The organism is Pseudomonas sp. MNR3A (assembly GCF_009650575.1).
Classification (GTDB): domain Bacteria; phylum Pseudomonadota; class Gammaproteobacteria; order Pseudomonadales; family Pseudomonadaceae; genus Aquipseudomonas; species Aquipseudomonas machongensis.
Map to the genome: position 1 here is coordinate 28,439 of NZ_VZZS01000038.1, position 22,000 is coordinate 50,438.

At 64.3% G+C, this 22,000-nt stretch carries 22 protein-coding genes and 1 pseudogene; 8 read left to right on the top strand and 15 right to left on the bottom strand.

Translation table 11 applies throughout. From position 1 onward, the window contains the following. Window positions 1–46: 46 nt before the first annotated feature. The gene (locus F6X62_RS23855) at window positions 47–316 is read right to left on the bottom strand and encodes a hypothetical protein (protein ID WP_054893924.1); all 270 of its coding nucleotides are present in this window, start codon (window positions 314–316) and stop codon (window positions 47–49) included. A gap of 333 nt (window positions 317–649) precedes the next feature. On the opposite strand from F6X62_RS23855, the gene F6X62_RS23860 reads away from it, so the two are divergent. Continuing rightward, window positions 650–1,975: a sigma-54 dependent transcriptional regulator gene (locus F6X62_RS23860; RefSeq protein WP_125930165.1), complete on the top strand. Its 1,326-nt coding sequence runs from the start codon at window positions 650–652 to the stop codon at window positions 1,973–1,975. Between the two features lie 85 nt (window positions 1,976–2,060). Here the strand turns inward: F6X62_RS23860 and F6X62_RS23865 are convergent, their stop codons facing one another. The 11 genes and pseudogenes from F6X62_RS23865 to F6X62_RS25740 form a co-directional block, all read right to left on the bottom strand. Further along, complete coding sequence (locus F6X62_RS23865; RefSeq protein ID WP_371926328.1) at window positions 2,061–4,256, bottom strand: LTA synthase family protein; 2,196 nt, start codon at window positions 4,254–4,256, stop codon at window positions 2,061–2,063. A gap of 145 nt (window positions 4,257–4,401) precedes the next feature. Further along, on the bottom strand, window positions 4,402–5,682 hold the full coding sequence (locus F6X62_RS23870) for a transporter (RefSeq protein ID WP_054893927.1): 1,281 nt from the start codon (window positions 5,680–5,682) through the stop codon (window positions 4,402–4,404). Window positions 5,683–5,728: 46 nt separating this feature from the next. Beyond that, a complete protein-coding gene (locus tag F6X62_RS23875; protein WP_054893928.1) occupies window positions 5,729–6,475 on the bottom strand; it encodes a hypothetical protein in 747 nt (248 codons plus the stop codon). A 35-nt stretch (window positions 6,476–6,510) separates the two neighbouring features. Next, window positions 6,511–7,191, bottom strand: coding sequence for a C39 family peptidase (locus tag F6X62_RS23880; protein WP_153774900.1), 681 nt, complete (start codon window positions 7,189–7,191; stop codon window positions 6,511–6,513). A gap of 60 nt (window positions 7,192–7,251) precedes the next feature. After that, window positions 7,252–8,217 (bottom strand): hypothetical protein, encoded by a 966-nt coding sequence (locus tag F6X62_RS23885; RefSeq protein ID WP_054893930.1) that lies wholly within the window; start codon window positions 8,215–8,217, stop codon window positions 7,252–7,254. 51 nt (window positions 8,218–8,268) lie between these two features. Next, window positions 8,269–8,850, bottom strand: a complete 582-nt coding sequence (locus F6X62_RS23890; RefSeq protein ID WP_153774901.1) for an adhesin — start codon at window positions 8,848–8,850, stop codon at window positions 8,269–8,271. Window positions 8,851–8,852: 2 nt separating this feature from the next. Then, complete coding sequence (locus F6X62_RS23895; RefSeq protein WP_153774902.1) at window positions 8,853–9,305, bottom strand: hypothetical protein; 453 nt, start codon at window positions 9,303–9,305, stop codon at window positions 8,853–8,855. A 329-nt stretch (window positions 9,306–9,634) separates the two neighbouring features. Next, on the bottom strand, window positions 9,635–10,156 hold the full coding sequence (locus F6X62_RS23900) for an AAA family ATPase (RefSeq protein ID WP_153774903.1): 522 nt from the start codon (window positions 10,154–10,156) through the stop codon (window positions 9,635–9,637). Continuing rightward, window positions 10,153–10,719 carry a nicotinamide riboside transporter PnuC gene (gene pnuC / locus F6X62_RS23905; protein ID WP_054893933.1) on the bottom strand — a complete coding sequence of 189 codons (567 nt, stop codon included), beginning with the start codon at window positions 10,717–10,719 and terminating at the stop codon, window positions 10,153–10,155. Before pnuC ends, F6X62_RS23900 begins: the two co-directional genes overlap by 4 nt. A 95-nt stretch (window positions 10,720–10,814) precedes the next feature. Further along, entirely contained in the window at window positions 10,815–11,549 is a 735-nt protein-coding gene (locus tag F6X62_RS25735) for a methyl-accepting chemotaxis protein (RefSeq protein ID WP_371926329.1), read from the bottom strand. A gap of 138 nt (window positions 11,550–11,687) precedes the next feature. Continuing rightward, window positions 11,688–12,557: pseudogene (locus F6X62_RS25740) on the bottom strand (cache domain-containing protein); the annotation flags it as partial. 201 nt (window positions 12,558–12,758) lie between these two features. On the opposite strand from F6X62_RS25740, the gene F6X62_RS23915 reads away from it, so the two are divergent. Together F6X62_RS23915 and F6X62_RS23920 are read left to right on the top strand one after the other, a co-directional pair. Continuing rightward, entirely contained in the window at window positions 12,759–13,589 is an 831-nt protein-coding gene (locus tag F6X62_RS23915; protein ID WP_153774905.1) for an undecaprenyl-diphosphate phosphatase, read from the top strand. Further along, window positions 13,589–14,023, top strand: a complete 435-nt coding sequence (locus F6X62_RS23920; protein ID WP_054893936.1) for a DUF1294 domain-containing protein — start codon at window positions 13,589–13,591, stop codon at window positions 14,021–14,023. Before F6X62_RS23915 ends, F6X62_RS23920 begins: the two co-directional genes overlap by 1 nt. 18 nt (window positions 14,024–14,041) lie before the next feature. Here the strand turns inward: F6X62_RS23920 and F6X62_RS23925 are convergent, their stop codons facing one another. Both F6X62_RS23925 and F6X62_RS23930 read right to left on the bottom strand, forming a co-directional pair. After that, window positions 14,042–14,404, bottom strand: a complete 363-nt coding sequence (locus F6X62_RS23925) for an MmcQ/YjbR family DNA-binding protein (protein WP_054893937.1) — start codon at window positions 14,402–14,404, stop codon at window positions 14,042–14,044. Further along, window positions 14,397–15,299 (bottom strand): LysR substrate-binding domain-containing protein, encoded by a 903-nt coding sequence (locus tag F6X62_RS23930; RefSeq protein ID WP_153774906.1) that lies wholly within the window; start codon window positions 15,297–15,299, stop codon window positions 14,397–14,399. Before F6X62_RS23930 ends, F6X62_RS23925 begins: the two co-directional genes overlap by 8 nt. Window positions 15,300–15,432: 133 nt before the next feature. Between F6X62_RS23930 and F6X62_RS23935 the strand changes: the two genes are divergently transcribed. Next, a complete protein-coding gene (locus F6X62_RS23935; RefSeq protein WP_153774907.1) occupies window positions 15,433–16,044 on the top strand; it encodes an FMN-dependent NADH-azoreductase in 612 nt (203 codons plus the stop codon). Window positions 16,045–16,173: 129 nt separating this feature from the next. Next, window positions 16,174–17,229: a dienelactone hydrolase family protein gene (locus tag F6X62_RS23940; RefSeq protein ID WP_153774936.1), complete on the top strand. Its 1,056-nt coding sequence runs from the start codon at window positions 16,174–16,176 to the stop codon at window positions 17,227–17,229. On the opposite strand, the gene F6X62_RS23945 is transcribed toward F6X62_RS23940, so the two are convergent. Next, window positions 17,179–18,369, bottom strand: a complete 1,191-nt coding sequence (locus F6X62_RS23945) for an MFS transporter (protein WP_063544484.1) — start codon at window positions 18,367–18,369, stop codon at window positions 17,179–17,181. The two genes, F6X62_RS23940 and F6X62_RS23945, sit on opposite strands and share 51 nt — an antisense overlap. A gap of 150 nt (window positions 18,370–18,519) precedes the next feature. Between F6X62_RS23945 and F6X62_RS23950 the strand changes: the two genes are divergently transcribed. From F6X62_RS23950 to yiaY, 3 genes are all read left to right on the top strand, one after another. After that, window positions 18,520–18,954, top strand: coding sequence for a PACE efflux transporter (locus F6X62_RS23950; RefSeq protein ID WP_054893942.1), 435 nt, complete (start codon window positions 18,520–18,522; stop codon window positions 18,952–18,954). A 195-nt stretch (window positions 18,955–19,149) separates the two neighbouring features. Next, on the top strand, window positions 19,150–20,712 hold the full coding sequence (gene ilvA / locus F6X62_RS23955; protein WP_153774908.1) for a threonine ammonia-lyase, biosynthetic: 1,563 nt from the start codon (window positions 19,150–19,152) through the stop codon (window positions 20,710–20,712). A gap of 135 nt (window positions 20,713–20,847) precedes the next feature. Then, window positions 20,848–21,996, top strand: a complete 1,149-nt coding sequence (yiaY, locus tag F6X62_RS23960) for an L-threonine dehydrogenase (protein WP_063544488.1) — start codon at window positions 20,848–20,850, stop codon at window positions 21,994–21,996. The last annotated feature ends 4 nt before the right edge of the window (window positions 21,997–22,000 follow it).

The following is a 22,000-nucleotide window of genomic DNA, read 5'->3' on the forward strand; positions in this document are numbered from 1 at the left end:
AAGTTGCACAAGTGCGCGACAAGACGCGCACCTGTGCGACGGCAAGTTATGCCTTGGGCATGGACCAGGGTTGCAGGTCGTAGCCTTTTTCGAACAGCTCGGCGCGGACTTCCTCGATCAGGCTGGCCCATTGTGCAGGGTCCGAATAGATGCGCGAGGATACCTGCTTGCTGCCGATGCGGGTGCTGGTCCGGTCGATCACTGCCAGGCTCAGTTCACCAGTACCGTTGGGTGCATCCCAGGCAACGCACTGGAAGGGTTCGAAGGCGTGGTCGGCGATCAGCAGTGCTTCGTTGACACGGAGCGGGGCATTCATGGTTCGGTCTCTCTTGTAGTCCCAAACAGCAAATGTGTGTCCGCGCAGGGTAAAGAAATGAACGATTGCAGCGCGGGGTTATTGGTACTGATGCTCCGGGTCGTGGGTGAAGTCACATGGCAGTCGAAAATTTTTTTATAACGGTAAAAGTTATCCGTTGTATGTGCCGCCTGTGACGCCGGTTATTGGCAAAAATTCCAGGTTCGCTTTGTGTGACGGCATTTGGCAGACAAACGGTAGTGGGCACCGTCAGGTTCGTTGCTACTGTTAATTCGGGCGCCGCAACTTACTGTTTCTAATTAAAAAACTGAAAATTGGCGCCAAGGATAGGTCATGCTTGAACCTGCATCCCAACGCCGTCTGCTGATTGTCGACCCCTGCGACGATTGCCACCGTCTACTGCCGGGCCTGCGGGGCGCCGGTTGGGATGTGCGCAGTTGCACCCTGGGCGCTGCGCTCGAACATCCTTGTGACGTCGGCCTGTTGCGATTGCAGGCCTCGCACCTGCGTCACCAGGATGCCGTCAAGGATCTGATCAAGCGCAGCAATACCGAATGGATCGCCGTGCTCAGCGCCGAAGAGTTGCGCATGCAGAACGTCGGCGATTTCGTCTGTGAGTGGTTCTTCGACTTCCATACCCTGCCATTCGATGTTTCCCGGGTGCAGGTCACCCTCGGGCGGGCGTTCGGCATGGCGCGCCTGCGGGGCAAGGGGGCAGTGCGGGTCGATGAGCCCGAGCACGAACTGCTCGGCGAGAGCCGACCCATCCGCGAGTTGCGCAAGCTGCTCGGCAAGCTGGCGCCGACCGAGTCGCCCGTACTGATCCGTGGCGAGAGCGGCACCGGCAAGGAGTTGGTGGCGCGTACGCTGCATCGTCAGTCGCAGCGGCATGACAAGCCATTCATCGCCATCAATTGCGGGGCCATCCCCGAGCATCTGATCCAGTCCGAGCTGTTCGGCCACGAGAAAGGTGCCTTTACCGGCGCGCATCAACGCAAGGTCGGGCGTATCGAGGCGGCGCACGGCGGTACGCTGTTCCTCGACGAGATTGGCGATCTGCCTCTGGAGTTGCAGGCCAATCTGCTGCGTTTTCTGCAGGAAAAGCACATCGAGCGCGTCGGCGGCAGCCAGCCGATTCCGGTGGATGCGCGGGTGCTGGCGGCGACCCACGTGGACCTGGAGCAGGCGATCGAGCGTGGCAGGTTTCGTGAAGACCTGTACTACCGGCTCAATGTTCTGCAAGTGGTGACTGCGCCTCTGCGCGACCGCCACGGTGACCTGTCGATGCTGGCCAGCCATTTCTCGCATTTCTACAGCCTGGAAACCGGGCGACGGCCGCGTTCGTTCAGCGACAATGCCCTGGCGGCCATGGGGCGCCACGAGTGGCCGGGCAACGTACGCGAACTGGCCAACCGTGTACGTCGCGGACTGGTGCTGGCCGAGGGGCGGCAGATCGAGGCGCAGGACCTGGGGTTGCAGGTGCTGGAGGAAGCCGACGCTCCGCTAGGGACGCTGGAGGACTACAAGCACCGGGCTGAACGCCAGGCGCTGTGCGATGTGCTCAACCGCCACAGTGACAACATGAGCATCGCGGCGAAGGTGCTGGGGGTGTCCCGACCGACCTTCTACCGCTTGCTGCACAAGCATCAGATCCGCTGAATCCTGCAGGAGCGGCGGTTCGGCGCTCCGACTTGCCCGCGAAAAAGACACGGCGATGCCGGTACGGATCACGCCCGCTTTTGATTCAACTCGACTGCGCGATGTGGCCGTCGTCCTGTATTTCCTCGATCACGTCCTCTTCTCCCGGCAGGGCGGTGATCACGCTGAAATCGCTGACTTCCACTTCACCCCCGCCATAGCCGAGCAGGTGGAAGGAGAACGCCTTGCGCTCGATGGGGTTGTCGAAGCCGAACTCCAGCTCCATCGGCTGGTCGGCCGTGACCAGGATCTCCTCGGGCAACCCCAGCGGTACGTCCTGTTCCTGCTGCTTGGCCTTGAGCTGGATGTGCGCCCGGTGGGCAGGGTCGAGCGAGCGCACCTTGACCCGCACCCGGGTGTGCGAACCTTGGGGCATTTCCAGGTACTGCGCGCCGATCAGATTGTCGGCCCAGTCATCACGAATGCGCTTGTGCAGAGGAATGGCCGACGGCCCGCCAAATTGGTAGCGCAGGTTCAACGGGGTTTGCAGCAACGATTGGTCCAGCACGCCGGCCAGCGCTGTGATCTGGCGCCCCAGCGAGGCTTCGCCGCGGCCGAGGAACTGCGCCTGGTCGGCGAGGAATCCCTCGCTTGCGTAGCGTCGGCAGCGTTGCTGGAAGTCGCATTCGCTGAAGGTGCCGCGGCCATCGTGGTAACGCAGCATGCCGTTGGTGAAAGAGATCATTTCCCGGCCGCTGTCGTAGTCGCGGTACAGCGAGCGACCGGCCAGGGCGGCGGGAATCGGCAGCGCGAAGTAGTCGAGCAGCGAAGTGGCAAGGTCGACATGGCCGTAGGTGCCGTGCTTGATCTTCGGCAACTGCGCCTGCTCGGGGGCGAGGGTGAGGTTGAAGCCCCAGGACGAGGCCAGGCGCACCCCGTCGATGCCGTGGGACTCGTCCGAAGTGATGACCACCAGGGTGTCCTTGAGCACGCCCTGGCGCTCCAGGGTGTCGAGGAACGCGCCCAGGGCGTCGTCCAGGTAGGCGACCGCCGCCTGTTTGGCGCTGTCGTAGCGTTGCAGGTAATCGTCTGGTGCGGAGTAGGGCTGGTGGGTGCCGACCGTGAGCAGGGTCAGCATCCACGGCTGGCGCTGTTTGCGCAGCTCACCGACATAGCCCAGCGCGCCCTCGAAGAAGGCCTTGTCGTCCTTGCCCCAGGGGAACTCGAGGTAGTTGTCGTTGCGGAACCACTCAAGGCCGTGCACCGAGTCGAAGCCGATGTGCGGCATGATCCGGTCCTTGGCCATGAAGCGCAGGCCGGCGCCCTGCAGGTAGTGGGTGCTGAAGCCGGCCTGGCGCAATTGTGCGGGCAGGCAGGCCTGGTTGCGCAAGTCTTGGGTCAGCAGCTCGACACCCTTGGGCGTGCCGTTGGCGAGCTTGTCGTAATCGCCGCAGAGCATGGCGTACAGGCCACGAATGGTCTGATGGGTGTGCAGGACATAATCGGGGGTGTTCATGCCGCGTTCGGCCCAGCGGCTGAGGTTGGGCATCAGGTCGTCATCGAAACGGCTGTGCAGGGCTTGCCGGTTGGCGCGCACATAGGCGCCGGGGATCCCTTCGAGGGTAATGACCAGCAGGTTGCTTGCACTGCCGGGGGCTTCGAACAGCCTGCGGCCGTCGAGGTCGGCCTGGGTCAGGCCGGCGCTGGGCAGCGGTGTGACCGTCAGGTCGTGGCCCAGCCAGGCCTGTGCCTTGAGTTGCAGGTCGCTGGTGCCTGCCGAGAGCAGTTGATGGGAGAGATTGTACTGACGCCACTGGTCGGCATCGGACGGTATCAGGTGCTCGCTGCCCCAGTGCGCGGCGAGCAGTACTGCAGGGGCGGCCCAGGCCGCACGTGGCAACGCCGGGGCGGATTGGCCGCGCTGCAGCCAGCGGGTCAGCAGCCAGACGAAAAGGCCGGCACCGAGGGTCCAGGGCAGCCAGGGGTGAGCAAGGGCTCCGCCGGTGGAGTTTTCCATGAACTGTGGGTCGAACAGATAGCCCAGATCGCTGCTGTTCGGCAGGCGCCCGACCGCACTGACCAGCTCGGCCGAAGCCACCAGCAGCCCACCCCATGCCAGCAGCACCGGCAGCGCCAGCCACCAGGGGCTGCGCTGCAACAGCAGTACCAGCAGGATGCCGATCGCCAGGTCCGACAGGTACCCCAGCGGATCGGACCAACCCAGCAGTGCGCGGGCGGCCAGGGGGATCACCACGACCAGCACTGCCAGGGTGGCGAGCCGAGCGCGGGGATGGCCAAGCATGTTCTTCACGAAACGTCCTTCCTTGCCATGAAACAGTCACAAAAATGTGCTGCATCATAACAGCCCCCTCACGGGAAGGCCGGACGCGACAAGGTTGGTTACCAATTGAAGTGCAGGGGCGCGAGGCGCCCCCGGGCTGGATGGATCAGAAGTAGTAGGGGAATTTCAGGCTGAAGGTGAAGTCCGGTGCATCGTCGGTCAGGCCGATCGACAGGTTCGGCACGATGGTCAGGTTGTCGGTGGCCGCCAGGGTCATGCCGACGTTGAAGTAGGCGGCGTTGGCATCGCTGCTCTTGACGTCGGCCCAGCTGTCGCCGGTTTCCGCGGACTTGATCCGCGAGCGCCGGGCGATCAGGTCCGAGACCGAGAACGACATCGACATCTTCTCGTTGAGGGCGAAGGCCACGCCTGCACCGATCTGGAAGCTGTCGCCGATCTTCACCTTGCCCGGTACTTTCTGGTTGATCGTCGAGCTGACGTCGCTGAACGAATCCTCGAAGGTGTGGGTGTACGACAGGCTGCCGAACAGCACTGCCGGGTCGAAGGTCTTGACCAGCGAGATGCCTGGGGTGATCGACCAGACACCGTTGCCGGTGGGCAGGTCTTCTGGGTAGCTGAGGCTGTCGTTCTCGGTGTCGCGCAGCAGCTTGATACCGAACGGATCCTTGCCGGTCGGTGCCTTGACCCGCACGCTGAACACCGCATCCGGGGTGTTCTCCGACTCGTCGAGGAACTTGTAGGCCACGCCGAAGTTGACGTCGCCAAGGGTTGGGTCGCGGGTGATGGTGCGTTCGGAAATGCCCTGGGCGTTACCGCCGACACCCCCGGACTGGTAGGTCGACTCGCGGTAGACGATCGGCACGTTCACGTCGAACTGCCAGCGGTTGTCGAGGTTGTAGCGCGCGGTGAGGTCGAGCGTCCAGTTGTCGGCCTTGATCCGGTCCAGGTTGATGTTGCCCAGGAAGATCGAGTCCAGCGCCAGGAAGCCGTTGAGGATCAGTTGGCGGGTATCGTAGCGGGCATAGGTAATGCCGGTCTCGACGCTGAACTTGCCGCCACCGAAGAAGCCACTGGCTTCGTCGTAGAGGTTGGACACACTCTGCGCCGGCTCCGAATCATCCTTGAGCGACTCGCCATAGGATGAACCGCTGCCGCCGGATGCGGCGATCGCCTGGTTGTTGCGCGGCTCGGAGGCCGGCGAGCGGGTCAGGCGCTTGGGGGGTGGGGCGGCGGGTTGCTCTTCGACCTGGCGAACGCGCTGTTCGAGCACCATCAGCGCCTGTTGCTGCGCTTCGTAGCGCTGCTTGAGCGCAGCCAGTTCGGCTTTCAGCGCGTCTACCTGAGGGTCACTGGCTGCATAGAGCAGTGACGATGGTACCAACGTCCCCAGGCAGACAACTGCCCCCAATGACAACGATCGATGCATAAGTTAGCCGTCCCTTCCAACTGCGATGATTGAGACGAAGCGTAGATCAATATCCTGAAACACGAAGGCCCTTGAGTTGATCAAGATTGCAGTTCAGCGCACCTGCCGAAGGCAGGTTGTCGCGCAGCACCACATTGAGCTGTGTCAGGTTGCTGACGGCGTTGCTGCCGCCCAGCAAGGTGGTGGCCTGGAGCAGCCCACCATCGGCCAGGCGTTGCAGGCTTTGCCCTTGATTGTTGTTGGCCTGGATGGCCATCTGGATCCCGCTGCCACTGTTCGAGACGCTGAGCGTGCCGGCGTTGTTGCTGGTGCTCAGGGTGGTGCCTGCGGCCAGGACCTGGCCTTGCGGTACGCCGGCATCAGCGACCTGGCTGGCCTCGCGGACATTGATGGCGACATCGTTATAGGCGCTGTTGTTGTCGCCGGCCGCGCGCACCGACTGGGTCACGCCCTGGGTAGTGTTGACCAGGCCTGCGCCGCCGTTGACCAGGCCATTGCCGCGGCCAGGGGCGTTGCCCGAGCCGTTCTCGCCGGTCATCGACACGTAAAACTGCGGTTTGATCACGTTCTGCTGGACCTGCAGGGTCGTCGTGGCGCCGATGCGATCACCGGCGGCGTTCTGCCAGGTGCTGCTCATGACGACACCGAAACTGATGATCCGTCCCGGCATCACGTACTTCCCACGCAGTTGGGCAAGCTCCTGGTCCTTGACCTCGATGGGCTTGAACACCTGGGCGTGGGCGGGGAGGCTGGCAGCCAGGCATGCTGCGACCAGCCAGGTGGTAGTCTTCATCGCTGCTCCCCGGGACTTCGTGCCCCTTGTAATCGTCAGAAGAAATCGCTCTGGATGAAACCGAACTCCATCAGTTGCGCGTCTTCTACCGGATAGAAACCGTTGACGCGGTTCTTCGCGGTCAGAGGTGCCGGCGGGTCGAGCAGGGCGTTGGCCTTGTCGTAGCCGGGGCCGATGACGGCGAAGATGATGCCGTTCCAGCCTTTGAGGAAATCATCGAATTTGTAGCGTTTGTGGCCCAGGACAGGGTCGCCGATATAGGCCCAGCCCTTGTCGATGTGCTGCAGCACCACAAAGTGCTTGTAGCCACGGATGTCCATAAGCACGATCACCGGAATGCTCACCTTTTCCAGGGTGTCGGGTTCGACCCGATAGCCCCGGGCGCGCATGCCGATGCTTTCGACGTAGCGCTTCATGTCGAGCATGGAGAATCCCTGCACCTTGACGGTGTCCTGGTCGGAATGGGCGAGCATGCCTTCGATGACCTGGTGTTCGTCCACGTCGAGCCAGTAGGCCTGCTTGAGGACGGTGGCCAGGGCGGCGGCGCCGCAGCTGAAATCGGTCTTCTGTTGCACAAGGTCGGCGAAGCGCCGCTCACGCAGGCTCTGCACCGGCTTGTAGACGAGGGTGCCGCCTGGCAAGGCGGCAATCGGCATCTGTGCCGCTTCTACGAGACCGGCCAGGAACATGAGTGTGGCAAGCAGGACAATGCGCATGACCTTCTCCACCGGGTAGAGACAGGGAAAGGGGCCCCGAAGGGCCCCGATCGGCTGCTGTTACATGCAGGCTTTGCAACCTGCGGCGATGGACAGCGAGTTGGTCTGCTGGTTGCCGCTGCCGGCCGAGACGTTGGCGCCGACGTTGCCCGACACGCCATTGAGCGAGTTGCTCAGGTTGGCGTTGTTGGTCACAGGGTTGCGCCAGCCGGTGGGGGTCAGGACCTGATAGGAGGCAACGCCGGCCAGGCCGAAGGTGCCTTCTTCGTGGAACTTCAGCGGGTCCTTGTCGACATGGGTGTTGCCATGGCGATCGCGGCTGCTTTCGTCTTCGACGTAGCCGTAACCATTGCCTTGGTAGTGGCCGTAGGCAGCGAAGGTGGAGGTGAGGGTTTCCTTGCTGTAGGTACGGTCGGCCTTGTTGGTGACGTTCAGGCCGCCGACGTTCTGGTTGGCTGCACCGGTGGCGGCAGCGACACGGCCGCCGGACACGGCGATGGCCATGTTGTTTTTCTGTTGGTTGAAGTCCCCGGCGGTCACGTTGATGCCGATGTTGCCGGAGCTGCCGTTGGCCGAACCGGTGAGGTTGGCGTTGTTGGAGGTCGAGTAGTTCTTGACGGTGTTGCCACTGTTGGTCTGAGTGGCTTGAGCCATGGCCACGGCACTGCCGAAGATGAAGTTCTCATCGGCGGTGGCGATCGCGGCAACGTTGTCCTGCTGGTTGCCGTCGCCGGCTGCGACGTTGGCGCCCAGGTTGCCTTGGGAACCGTTGGCCGAGTTGTCCATGCGGGCATCGTTGCGGGTGCCCTGGTTCAGCACACGGTTGCCGGAGTTGTTCTGGGTGTCCAGAACGGTGGCGGCAGAACCGGCGTTCACCAGCAGGGACAGCAGCAGGCTTTCGTTGTTGTTATGGCCGTTGTTGTGGCCGCCGTGGTTGTCGTTGCCACGGCCGCCGGCTTGTGCAGCAACTGCCATGACCGCAGCGAGGGCGAATACCAGAGGCTTGAGTGCCATTTTTGGTTTCATGGTGTTTCTCCGCTTATATTTTCGTTGTTAAGTGTTGTGTTGCTGATCGGGTCAATCTGCGACCCGGACGCTCAGGGTGTTGGCCATTCGGTTGCCCACCCCGGCGCTCTGATTCAACTGGATCACGCCACGGCTGCCGGTGAAGGCCTGGTCACTGGTCGTGACCTGGCGACTGCCGGGTGTGTGATCAGTTGCGTCGGAGCTGTTGGCCAGCGAGACGTTCTGCTGGCTGAGAATGCTGTCGTCGATGCTCTGTGCAATTGCGCTGATGCTGATGCGCACCGCGTTGGCCTGCTGCGTGGCGGCGCCCGCCGACTGGTTGATGCCCAGCATGCCGTTGCCGTTGCTGAAGGCATTGCCATTGATGCTGGCGTGGGCGTCGAGCGCACTGTTGGCGCGAAAGTCGTTGCGTTGGCGGATCTGCGTGCTGGCCTGGCCTTCGGTGCCGATGGCGATGGCTTTCACGTTGGCCTGTTGCAGGGCGTCACCCGCGGCCTGGTTGATGTTGAGGTTGCCCTGGTAGGCGCGGCCACTGGCGTCGAGGGTGGCGTTGTCGACCACAGGGGAGCCGGCGAAGGCGCTGGCGCTGCAGCCCAGGGCCAGGCACAGCAGAGAGAGGTTGAGGGTCTGCATGATCATTGGCCCCGGGTCAGGATCTGCAGCGGCGCCATGCCGCGCTGAACGTTCTGGTTGACCGTGTTGGAGATGCTGTTGGCGCCGGACGCCCCTGCACCGGAACCGCCGGGCATGCCGGGCAATTGCGACTGGGCGGTGCCCATGCCGCGCAGATTGCCGGAGTTGTCGGGCTGGAAGATGCGGCTGACGGTCGAACCGCTGGCGACGCTGGCGAAGTCGCCATCGGTCAGTTCGTTGTTGGTCTGGGCCTGGATGCGTGCCGACTCGTTGGTGTTGGCGGTGGTCGGGTAGGGGTCTGGCGTGCCGGTTCGGCGATCAGCCTGACGCGGCTGGACATCGCGGTTGAGGACGATCACCCCGTTGCCGCCAGCGAGGACCGGCGGTGCAATCGATGTGGCGGCAAGGCAAGCCAGAACGAGCAGTGCAGGCAGTGTGTTGTGCTGGTTCCCCACGGCGGTGCTCCCTTTCTGTGCGCTGGCCCTTGAGCGTTGCCAGAACAGAGAGCGAAAGCCGTGCCGGTTTTGCTTTTTGCCGATTTATCAGTGGGTTGTGCGAGGGGGGTGGCAGTGCCGGTTTTCTGCTGTATCAGCGTTGATACAAGGTGCCGGGTCGCCGCCCGTCAAGGGCCGAAGCACGGGCGATCTGGCGGGGTGCGCAGGGGGTGTATCAGCGCTGTGACAGTTCCCCCGAAAGTGTGGGGAAGGCCCCGGCAATAGGGGTTTGATGGCGATTGGGTGTATCAGTGAGTTAACAGTCCCGCCTTGCTGAGGGGCCGCTGGGCTCACCCCAGGAGTTCGGCCACCGCCGCCAGCGCGTCATCGCGGCGCTGCTGCCAGTCCCCGTCAATGACCCGCAGTGGCTGGCGATGCTGTTGTAGCCAGTGCAGGCTGTCATCGAAGAACGCCTGGCGCTCCTCAAGCCGCGGCTGGCAGCGCTGGCCATCGCCAATCCATTCCACGCCCTCGGGACTGAGCAGCAGGTGCAGGTCATAGTGCCTGGCCAGCAGCGCTTGTTCCAGCCATGCAGGGCAGTCGCCGAACAACACGCGACTCCACAACATGTTGCTCAGCAGGTGGGTATCGAGGATCAGCAGCGAAGGCGAGGCTGCCCGCGCCTCGTCCTCCCAGGCCAGTTGCCCGCGGGCGATGGCCGGGATATCGGCGTAGCAGGTATCGCGCTGCTCGGTGTCGATGAAATGGCGTACGTATTCGCCGACGGTGATGCCACCGAAACGGTGCTGGATCTCGCCACTGAGCCAGCTCTTGCCACTGGATTCAGGACCGCACAGGACCAGGACCTTCATGCGCCGGCCAGCGCCGGATCGCGCCGCCACTCCAGCCAACCGCGCACGGCGATCAGGGTGAACAGGGCGTACAACGCGGCGGTCAGGTACAAGCCCTTGTACAGGAACAGTCCGACGAAGATCACATCGACCACGAACCACAACGCCCAGCATTGCAGGCGTTTCTGTGCCATCCACACCTGCGCGACCAGACTGAACCCGGTCAGCGCTGCATCCAGCCAGGGTTGGGCGGCGTCGGTCCAGTGGGCCATGGCGGCCCCCAGGGCGGCGCTCGCCAGCAGGCCCAAGCCCAGTCCGCGCAGCACCGTGGCAGTGTCCAGGCGTGATACCCGGCGCGCGTCCTCGACGCGGTCCGGCCGCGTCCATTGCCACCAGCCATAGAGGTTGAGCACGGCATAGACCACTTGCAGGAGCATGTCCGAATACAGCTTCACGTCGTAGAAGATCCAGCTGTAGAGCAGCACCATCACCAGGCCGATCGGCCAGCACCAGATGTTCTGCCTGACCGTGAGCCAGACGGCGATGACGCCGAGCGCGGCGGCGAAGAGTTCGAGGCCGGACATCGGCGATCCTTCGGAAGGGAAAGGGCGCGATTGTAGCTTGAGGGCAGGGGAAGGTGAATCTCTGCAACAAGGGGCGCCGTAGCGCCCCCTAGAGGTCAGACTCTGAATTGACGCAACAACTGCTCGAGCTCCTCGCTCAGGCGTGCCAGGGCAACACCGGCATCGCTGGATTGGCGCGCCGCCTCGGCGGTCTGTTGCGAAAGGCCCGCGGTGTCGAGCACGTTGCGGTTGATTTCCTCGACCACATGGGACTGCTGCAGGGTGGCGCTGGCGATCGAGGTGTTCAGCGCTGCCAGGGTATGCAGTGCCTGTTCGATGGCTGCAAGGCTGGTGCCGGCGTCGCGGGCCTGTTCGACGGTCTGGCGCGATGCTTCGCTACTGGTGTCGATGGCCCGGACGGCGGCATCCGACTGGCCCTGCAGATGCTCGATCATGGTCTGGATCTCGGCAGTGGACTGCGCCGTGCGCTGGGCCAGCAGGCGTACCTCGTCGGCGACTACGGCAAAGCCGCGGCCCTGCTCGCCAGCGCGGGCGGCCTCGATGGCGGCGTTGAGGGCCAGCAGGTTGGTCTGCTCCGCGATCGAGCGGATCACTTCCAGTACGCCACCAATCTTGGTGCTGTGCCCGGCCAGGTCGCGGATCACCCCCTGGGCCTGATCGATGGTCGCCGACAACCGGTCGATCTGCTGCAGGCTGCCATGGATCGCCTGCTGGCCCTGACCGACCTGCTGCTGCGCGGCGCGCATTTCCACGGCCGCCTGCTCGGCATTCTTCGCCACATCCTGCACCGCGTAGGTGACCTCGTTGACCGCCGTGGCCACCTGGTCCATCTGCAAGGATTGCTGGGCACTGCGCTGCTGGGCGCTGCCGGCGTTGTCGCCGACGTGCCCGGCAGACTGGGCCAAGGCATGGGCTGTGCCCTGCAACTGGCCGACCACGCCCTGCAGCTTGCCGTTGAAGCGGTTGAAGTACTCGCCCAGGTGGGTGATTTCGTCGCGTCCGTGGGTGTCCAGGCGGCGGGTCAGGTCGCTCTCGCCACTGGCGATGTTGCCCATGGCCTGCACCGCCTCGTGCAGCGGACGGGCGATGCTGCGGGCGATCAGCCACACCACCAGCCCCATCACCAGGGCAATGACCAGCCCGACCAGCGAGGCCTCGCGGACCTGGCGGGCGAATTCGTCCTGGACGTCGTCGACGTAGACTCCCGAGCCGATGATCCAGCCCCAGGGTTTGAACAGTTCTATATAGGACGTCTTGGCCACCGGCTCGCTGGCGCCGGGCTTGGGCCAGCGGTAGTTGACCGGACCTGCGCCCTGGGCCTTGGCCAGGGTCACCATCTCGTTGAACACGGCAAAGCCGTCAGGATCGCGGATCGCCGACAGGTCCTGGCCATCGAGCTTGGCGTTGACCGGATGCATGACCATCTTCGGTTGCAGGTCGTTGATCCAGAAATAGTCATCCTTGTCGTAGCGCAGGCTGCGCACCACCTGCAGCGCCTGCTGCTGGGCGCTTTGCCGATCGAGGCTGCCGGCGGCCTCCAGCCCCTGGTAATAGGCGAGCACGCCCACGGCAGTCTCGACCACGTGCTGGGTCTTCTGCGCCTTGGCCTGGTACAGGTCGCCATGGATCTGGCGCAGCATCAGCAGCCCCAGGACCAACAGCATGGCGACGGCCACGAGCAGGATCAGCCACAGACGACGGCTGATCGACATCGATCTCAAGGTCTTCATCAAAAGGTCACTCCATGTCTTGTTCTTTTTATATGAGCAGCATCCAACCATGACCGGATGCCGGCAACCCAGTCGACCAACGGCTAAGTGCCGGGCTCGACAATCCATGTTGCATCCCGCGCAAGCCTTCGTGCGGGGCCTCTGATAGGATTTCGGCCGCGCAAGATGAAACCTTTAGCCGCCGCGCACTTTTTCGCTGGTGTTGTGACTAACGAAGGCTGTAAAACACGCGTCGCCGCGCGTGCGGTGAATATTTGTAATCGAAAAGAACTAGGGTGCTGCCAGGAGCAGTGTCCATTGGGGGAGTTGATGGATTTTTGGAGTGCCTTCCAGGCAATCATCCTGGGTATCGTCGAGGGCTTGACCGAGTTCCTGCCGATTTCCAGTACCGGCCACCAGATCATCGTGGCCGACCTGATCGATTTTGGCGGCGAGCGCGCGATGGCGTTCAACATCATCATTCAGCTGGGCGCGATCCTGGCGGTGGTGTGGGAGTTTCGCAGCAAGATTTTCGAAGTGGTATTCGGCCTGTCGAGCCAGCCCAGGGCGCGGCGCTTCACGGCCAACCTGCTGATCGCCTTCATGCCGGCGGTAGTGCTTGGCGTACTGTTCGCCGACCTGATCCATGAGTACCTGTTCAATCCGATCACCGTGGCGGTGGCATTGGTGGTGGGGGGCTTCATCATGCTCTGGGCCGAGCGCCGCGATCACCGTATCGAGGTCGACCATGTCGATGACATGCGTTGGTCCCATGCACTGAAGGTTGGCCTGGTGCAGTGCCTGGCGATGATCCCGGGGACCTCGCGTTCGGGCTCGACCATCATCGGCGGCCTGCTGTTCGGCCTGTCCCGCAAGGCCGCGACCGAGTTCTCGTTCTTCCTGGCGATGCCGACCATGGTCGGTGCCGCGGTGTATTCGGGCTACAAGTACCGCGACCTGTTCCAGCCGGCCGACCTGCCGGTGTTCGCCATCGGCTTCGTGGTGTCGTTCATCTTCGCCATGATCGCGGTGCGTGCGTTGCTCAAGTTCATCGCCAACCACAGCTACGCGGTCTTTGCCTGGTACCGCATTGCCTTCGGCCTGCTGATCCTGGCGACCTGGCAGTTCGGCTGGGTTGACTGGGCCACGGCGCACGGCTGATGGCACGTGGGCAAAGTGCCGGGCGGCGCGACGCTGGCCAGGCAGGCGAGGGCGTGCGCAACCTGCGCCTGAAGTTGCTGGTGCTGCTGGTCTTGTGCCTGCTACCGGGCGTGGGGGTGGCGCAGATGGCCTGGAGCGGCCAGTCCTGGCTGCCCCTGGCGCTGTATCCGGCGGCCAGCCTGATCTGCCTGTTGTTGTACTGGCAGGACAAGCGGCAGGCCCGCACCCAGGCCTGGCGTACGCCCGAGAAAATCCTCCACGCCAGCGAGCTGCTCGGTGGTTGGCCGGGGGCCTTGCTCGCGCAGCAACTGTTCCGGCACAAGACCCGCAAGCTGTCGTACCAGATGGTGTTCTGGGCAATCGTCGCGTTGCACCAGGTGTTCTGGCTGGATCGCCTGGTGCTGGGTGGGCGCTGGCTGGGATTGATGGGCTGAGCGAGCGCCACGCAATCCTCAATCCGCCAACAAGCCCACCTGCAAGCGCTTGGGCAAGCGTCGCACCACCAGCTGGTGCGAACGCTGCAGCAGATCGGTCAGTTCCTCCCGGCCCATGGGGTAGGGAGGCAGCATGCTGATCCAGCGCGCCCTCGCCAGATAAGGCGCCGGCCGTACGCCGGGACGGTCGCAATAACCGAGAAACAGCTCGTCGGCGACCTTGAACATCAAGCCTGCTCCCGGCAGGTCAAGCACGGCGAACATCTTGTTGCCGGCCACCGAGAACACCCGGATTCCGCCCCATTTGTAATCCTCCCGCGCGCCGGGCAGGCTCAGGCAGAACGCTGCCACCTGCTCGGGGCTCATGCGTCGTTCAGACATAACGCTCTCCACAGGCCTCGAACGAGGCCGCCAGGTGATCGATCCATACCCGCACTGCAGGCAACACACCACGTCGGTGCGGATACACTGCCTGCAGGTAACCCCCTGGCAGTGACCACTCCGGCAGCAGGTGCACCAGTTCACCGCTTTGCAGTTCTTCTTCGCAATAGTTGCTTGGCAGGGCGGTGAAGCCCAGGCCTGCGCGGGCCGAGGCCTTGCGCACAACGAAGTCATCGATGGTCAGGCGCGGTTCCAGGGCGATCTCCTGCTCCTCACCGCCAGGCCCGATGAGGCGAAAGTGCACCAGGCGATCGGCATCCGCCGCTCCCAGCACCGGCAGCCCCACCAATTGCGACGGGTGCTCGAGCCCGTCGGCGAATCCAGGTGCTGCCACCAAGTACATCTGCGCCTGGCGCAGGCGGCGGGTGGCCAGGGCCGGGTCCTCGTCCCCCAGGTCGCGCACCCGCAGCGCCACATCGATACCCTCGGCGATCAGGTCGACACGGCGATTGAGCAGCACCATCTCCAGTTGGACCAGCGGGTACTGGGCGAGAAAACGGCTGATGATGTCGGGTAAAAAGGCATGTGCCAGGGCTACCGGGCTAGACACCCGCAGGCGTCCACGCGGCTCGCTGGTCATGCTGGCGACGGCTTCGTCGGCCATCTCGGCCTCCAGCAGCATGGCCTGGCAGTGGTGCAGGTAACGTTCACCGACGGCGGTCAGCTTCAGTTGCCGGGTCGTGCGCTGCAGCAGGCGCGTGCCCAGGCGCTCCTCGAGTTCCGCGATACGCCGCGACAGGCGCGACTTGGGGATGCCCAACTGGCGCCCGGCGGCGGCGAAGCCACCGGCCTCGACCACTCGGGCGAAGTAGAAGAGGTCGTTGAGGTCTTGCATATGGATATCTCACTGTTCCATCAGTGGAACAAACTAACGCATTTTTGCCGACTAATCAGCTATTCGTCGCCTGTGTAGGATTCTCTCCATCGTGATCGCCCACAGTCGCGGTCTTCATTCACAGGAGAGTCCCATGAAACTGTTGCACATCGATTCGAGCATCCTGGGCGACAATTCCGCCTCCCGCCAGCTGAGCCGCGAAGTGGTCGAGGCCTGGAAGGCCGCCGATCCTGGCGTCGAAGTCATCTACCGCGACCTCGCTGCCGATGCCATCAGCCACTTCTCGGCCGCGACCCTGGTCGCCGCCGGCACCCCCGAAGAAGCCCGTGACGCCGCCCTGGCCCACGAAGCCCGCCTGAGTGCCGAAACCCTGGCCGAGTTCCTCGCCGCCGACGCCGTGGTCATCGGTGCTCCGATGTACAACTTCACCGTGCCCACCCAGCTCAAGGCCTGGATCGATCGCGTGGCCGTCGCCGGTCAGACCTTCCGCTACACCGAAGCGGGCCCGGAAGGCCTGTGCGGCGACAAGAAAGTCGTGCTGGTGTCCACTGCCGGTGGCCTGCACCAGGGCCAGCCAAGCGGTGTCGGCCATGAAGACTTCCTCAAGGTGTTCCTGGGCTTCATCGGCATCACCGACCTGGAAATCGTCCGCGCCCACGGCCTGGCGTATGGCCCCGAGCATCGCAGCAAGGCCATCGACGCTGCCCAGGCGCAGATTGCCAACGAGCTGTTCGCCGCAGCCTGATCGAACCCCGAAAAAGCCGGCTGTCGCCTTGTGCGACCGCCGGCTTTTTCATGGATGTTTCATCTGTCGTCCATCGCGTAGCTTCTATGCTTATGCTACTCGTCCGCCTCGAGGGGAGAGATGCTCGCGATGAAAACCCGTGCCCTGTTGACGTTGCTCCTGCTCGGCGGCCTGCTGGCCCGTGCCGAGGCTTCACCTTGGGTGGCCGGCTTGCATCGCCTCACGCTTGCCGACCCGGTGGACGCCCAGCCCATGCAGGCCCTGGTGTTCTATCCCAGCAGCAGCCCGGCGCGGCCTACGCGCATCGAAGGCTACACCCTGCGGGTGGCCGAAGAGGCGCCGGTCGCCATGGGCCAGTTCCCGCTGCTGGTGGTCTCCCATGGCAATACCGGCACCCCGGTGGCGTTGCACGACCTGGCGACCTCGCTGGCCCGCCAGGGCTTCGTGGTGGTGGCCGTCACCCACCCGGGCGACAACCTTCGTGACCACAGTCGGCTGGGCAAGCTCAGCAACCTCTACGGCCGCCCCTTGCAGGTCAGCGCCGCGATCACGGCTGCGCGTGCGGATCACCTGCTCAGCCCCTACCTCAGCCAGGGCAAGGTTGGCGTGATCGGCTACTCGGCAGGCGGGGAGACCGCATTGATCCTGTCGGGCGCCCAGCCAGACCTTGAGCGACTGCGCAACTATTGCCTGGAACGGCCGATGGATGCCGATGCCTGCAAGACCCATGGTGTGTTGATCGCCGACCGCAGCGAGTTGACCCCGCAGTCCGACCCGCGTGTCGGTGCGGTGATGCTGATGGCGCCGTTGAGCCTGATGTTTGGCCGCCATGCCCTGGCCGGCGTGCATGTGCCCGCACTGATCTACAGCGGCGACCAGGACCAGTTGCTTGCAGTCGACCGTAACGCCAGCGCCCTGGCGCGCAAGTTGCCGGTCACGCCCGACTACCGTCTGTTGTCTGGCGCTGGGCATTTCGTGTTCATGGCACCCTGCGACGACGAACAGCGCCAGCGCATGGCGGTGCTGTGCAAGGATGCCGACGGCATCGACCGTCGCCAGGTGCACCGGGGCCTGCAGAGCGAGGCTGCGGCGTTCTTCAGCCAGGCGCTGGGAGCCCCGGAGCCCGCCGAGCGTTCAGCGGCGGTCGGCGCGGCGGGCCAGCAGCAGGACCAGACCCACCCCTGACAGCGCCAGCAGCGCTGCCACGCAGAAGATCGACGCGTACCCCAGGTGCACGGCTACCGCGCCCATTACCGGGCCGGCCAGGCCCAATGCCAGGTCGAAGAACACCGCGTAGGCCCCGAGGCCCGCGCCCCGGCTGGCGCTGGGCACCTGCCTGATCGCCTCCACGCCCAGCGCTGGATACACCAGCGACAAGCCAAAGCCGGTGAGCCCCGCCCCAACCAAAGCCCATCCCGGTGCAGGCGCCAGCCACAGCAGGGTCAGCCCCAGCACTTCGGTGGCCATGCACGCGATCGCCACGTTGTAGCCGCCGAAGCGGTTGACCGCGTTGACGAACAACAGCCGCGAGACGATGAAGCACAGGCCGAAGGCGCTCAGGCACCAGGCCGCGCCAACCCAGCCTTGCTCCAGGTAGTAGAGGGTGACGAAGGTGGTCAGGGTGCCGTAGCCGATCGACGCCAGTGTCAGCCCCATGCCGCAGGGTGCAACGCGGCCAAAGGCGGACCAGAAGGGCAGGCGCTCACCGCGCACCACTACTACGTCCGGGCGGCCGCGCAGCACCCACAGGGCCAGCAGCGCCATCACCAGCAAGGCCGGGCCGAGGGCGACGAAGCTCAGTTGGCCGACCATCACCACCCCGGCGGGCGCGCCGATGGCGATGGCGCCGTAGGAGGCGATGCCATTCCAGGAGATCACCCGGGCGGTGTGCTCGGCACCGACCTGGCCGATGCCCCAGCTCAGCGTGGCGACGCCGATCAGGCCTTGGGCGACCCCCAGCAGCACACGCCCGGCCAGCAGCAACGCCAGGCTCAGCGAGGGCAGGGCGAGGGACCAGGCCGACAGCAGGGTCAGCACGCCGCAACCGGCAATGCCATACAGCCCATAGCGAATCGCCTGCTTGCCGCCCAGGCTATCGGCCACGCGACCGGCGAAGGGCCTGCTGAGCAAGGTGGCAAGGTACTGCAAGCCGATGGTCAGGCCGGCGATTACCGCACCCATGCCCAACTGGTCGTGTACATGGCCGGGCAGCACCGCGATGGGCAGGCCGATGCACAGGAAGGCGACGAAGGTGTAGAAGACGATCGAAAGGATCTGCAGGGTCAGGGCGGTGGTGCTGACAGGCGTTGGGGCTGGGGCGGTCATGGCGGTGTTCGCGGGCGGGCGGTGCAGCAATCATGGCTGGCTCGAGGGATAAAAGAAAGCAGCCTAACGATTTTCCCACACGATTCCTGTGCTTGAACCGGTGCCTCAACCGGCGTACCGTCTCCTTCCGTTTCCGCCAAGGAGTGCTCCATGCAAGGCAAGGCCCGCAAGGTCGTCCAGGCCATTCTCTACGAAGTCATCGCCGTGGCGTGCGTGGCGCCTGCGCTGTCGCTGATGTTCGACGCCGGCATGGCTCATTCGACGATACTCTCGATCCTGATGTCGGGCATCGCCATGAGCTGGAACATGGGCTACAACTGGGCCTTCGAGCGCTGGGAAGCACGCCAGGCGCAGCGTACCCGTACCTGGTTCCGCCGCTTGCTGCATGCGCTGGGCTTCGAGGGTGGGCTGGTGCTGATCCTGCTGCCGCTGGTGGCGTTCTGGCTGGATATCAGCCTGTGGAGCGCGTTGCTCACCAACCTGGCCCTGTTCGTGTTCTTCTTCGTCTATGCCTTCGTCTTCCAGTGGGGCTTTGACAAGGTCTTCGACGTGCCGCTGTCGGCACAGCAACAGGCGCGATGCTGAATGTTGACTTCCTACGGTTTGGCGGGATAAGTTCCTACGCTATGAATACCTACTCGCCTGTGCGCACCTTCGGCCTGATTATTATTACCGCCATTATCGGATTGGCGGGCTAGCGCGCACTGGCACCGAAACCCGCCCTGGAGGCGGGTTTTTTCTTCTCGACTCCTGGGCATCTGCAAACCCCAGGAGTCATCGATGAGCAATCTGAGCGTCAGCCCCCGTTCCCCCGTCACGCCCCAGCAACTGCTGTCGGAGCAGGTGCGGCGCATTCTTGCAGCGCCCGTGTACGACCTGGCCATCGAAACCCCGCTGCAGGCGGCCCCGGCGCTGTCCACCAGCCTCGGCAACCAGGTGTTGCTCAAGCGCGAAGACCTGCAACCGACCTTCTCGTTCAAGATCCGCGGTGCCTATACCCGGCTGTCGCGCCTGTCCCAGGTCCAGCGCGAGCGTGGCGTGATCACCGCTTCCGCCGGCAACCATGCCCAGGGCGTGGCGCTGGCCGCAGCGCACCTGGGCATGACGGCGACCATCGTCATGCCCACCACCACCCCTGAACTGAAGATCGCCGGTGTGCGCTCGCGCGGCGGCAACGTGGTGCTGCATGGCGAAAGCTTCCCCCATGCCTTGGCCCATGCGCTGCAACTGGCCGACCGCCAGGGAGCGACCTTCGTACCGCCGTTCGACGATCCGGACGTGATCGCCGGGCAGGGCACCGTGGCCATGGAGATCCTGCGCCAGCACCCGGGCGCCCTGGATGCGATCTTCGTCCCGGTCGGTGGCGGTGGCCTGATCGCGGGTATCGCCGCCTACGTGAAGTACCTGCGTCCGCAGGTCAAGGTGATCGGTGTCGAGCCCGAGGACTCCAACTGCCTGCAGGCCGCCCTGGCCGTTGGCGAGCGAGTGGTACTGGCGCAGGTCGGCACCTTTGCCGACGGCGTGGCGGTGGCCCAGGTCGGTGCCCATTGTTTCGAGCTGTGCCGGCATTTCGTCGATGAAGTGATCACCGTCAGCAGCGATGAGCTGTGCGCGGCGATCAAGGACATCTACGACGATACCCGCTCGATCACCGAACCATCCGGCGCGCTGGCCGTGGCCGGGATCAAGAAGTACGTGGCGCGAGACGGCGTTCGTGGGCAGACCCTGGTCGCCATCGACTCCGGGGCCAACATCAATTTCGACCGCCTGCGCCATGTGGCCGAACGTGCCGAACTCGGTGAGCAGCGTGAGGCGGTGATCGCGGTCACCATCCCTGAGCGGCCGGGGAGCTTTCGCGCGTTCTGCCAGGCCCTGGGCAAGCGCCAGGTGACCGAGTTCAACTACCGCTACCACCCTGGCAAGGAAGCCCGGCTGTTCGTCGGCGTGCAAACCCATCCGCAGCACGACCCGCGCGAGGGCCTGCTGGACAGCTTGCGGGCCCAGGGCTATGAGGTACTCGACCTGACCGACAACGAACTGGCCAAGCTGCATGTGCGCCACACCGTCGGCGGCCATGCTGCGCCGAGCGCCGACGAGCGGGTGCTGCGCTTCGAGTTCCCCGAACGCCCAGGTGCGTTGCTGGGCTTTCTCGAGCGCCTGGGCCAGAACTGGAACATCAGCCTGTTCCACTACCGTAACCATGGCGCTGCCGAGGCACGGGTATTCGCTGCGCTGGAGGTGCCAGCCGACGAGCAGGCCCTCATGCCCCAGGCGCTGCAGGCCATGGGCTATCGCTACTGGGATGAGACGGACAATCCGGCGTATCGGTTGTTTCTGGGGTAAACGAGTGCCGCTCATCGCGGTTTGCCTGCGATGTCGACCGTTCAGTCACGGCGGCTTGTCCTGGATCAACATTCGTCCAGCAGTTAGGGCAGATCCTCGAGGGTAGACAGACAACAACCTGAGAGGATCTCGGCCATGAGCAGCACCTTCTTCATTCCACCCGTCAACATCATGGGCCTCGATTGCCTGGACGAAGCCATGGCGGCGATTGCCGGCTACGGCTTGCGCAAGGCGTTGATCGTGACTGACGAAGGCCTGTCCAGGGCCGGGGTCGCCAAGCGCATCGCCGGGCTACTGGCCGAGCGCGACATCGACTCGGCGATCTTCGACGGCGCCAAGCCCAACCCGAGCATCGCCAACGTCGAGGCGGGCCTGGCACTGTTGCAGCGCGAACGCTGCGACTGTGTGATCTCGCTCGGTGGCGGCTCGCCCCATGACTGCGCCAAGGGCATCGCCCTGTGCGCAACCAACGGCGGGCATATTCGCGACTACGAAGGCGTGGACCGTTCGGCCAAGCCGCAATTGCCACTGATCGCCATCAACACCACGGCCGGTACGGCCAGCGAGATGACCCGTTTCTGCATCATCACCGACGAATCGCGCCATGTGAAAATGGCCATCGTCGACCGCAATGTCACGCCTATCCTGTCGGTCAACGACCCGGCATTGATGGTCGGCATGCCCAAGGGCCTGACCGCCGCCACCGGCATGGATGCGCTGACCCACGCCATCGAGGCGTATGTCTCCACGGCCGCCAACCCGATCACCGATGCCTGTGCACTCAAGGCCATCACGTTGATCAACGACAACCTGCGCCAGGCGGTTGCCGACGGCCAGGACTTGCAAGCCCGGGAGAACATGGCGTACGCCCAGTTCCTCGCCGGCATGGCCTTCAACAATGCTTCGCTGGGTTATGTACATGCCATGGCGCATCAGCTCGGTGGCTACTACGACCTGCCGCATGGGGTCTGCAACGCGGTGTTGCTGCCGCATGTGCAACGCTTCAATGCCCAGGTCAGCGCCGCGCGTCTGCGCGATGTGGCCAAGGCCATGGGGGTGAAGGTGTGTGGGCTGACGGCAGAGCAGGGCGCGGGGGCGGCGATTTCGGCGATCGAGCATCTGGCCGTGGCGGTAGGGATCCCTTCCGGCCTGGCAGAGCTGGGGGCCAAGCGCGAAGATGTGCCGGTGTTGGCGGCCAATGCGTTGAAGGATGCCTGTGGGCTGACCAATCCGCGCACTGCCAGCCAGGGGGAGATCGAAGCGATTTTCGAGGCGGCGTTCTAGTTGA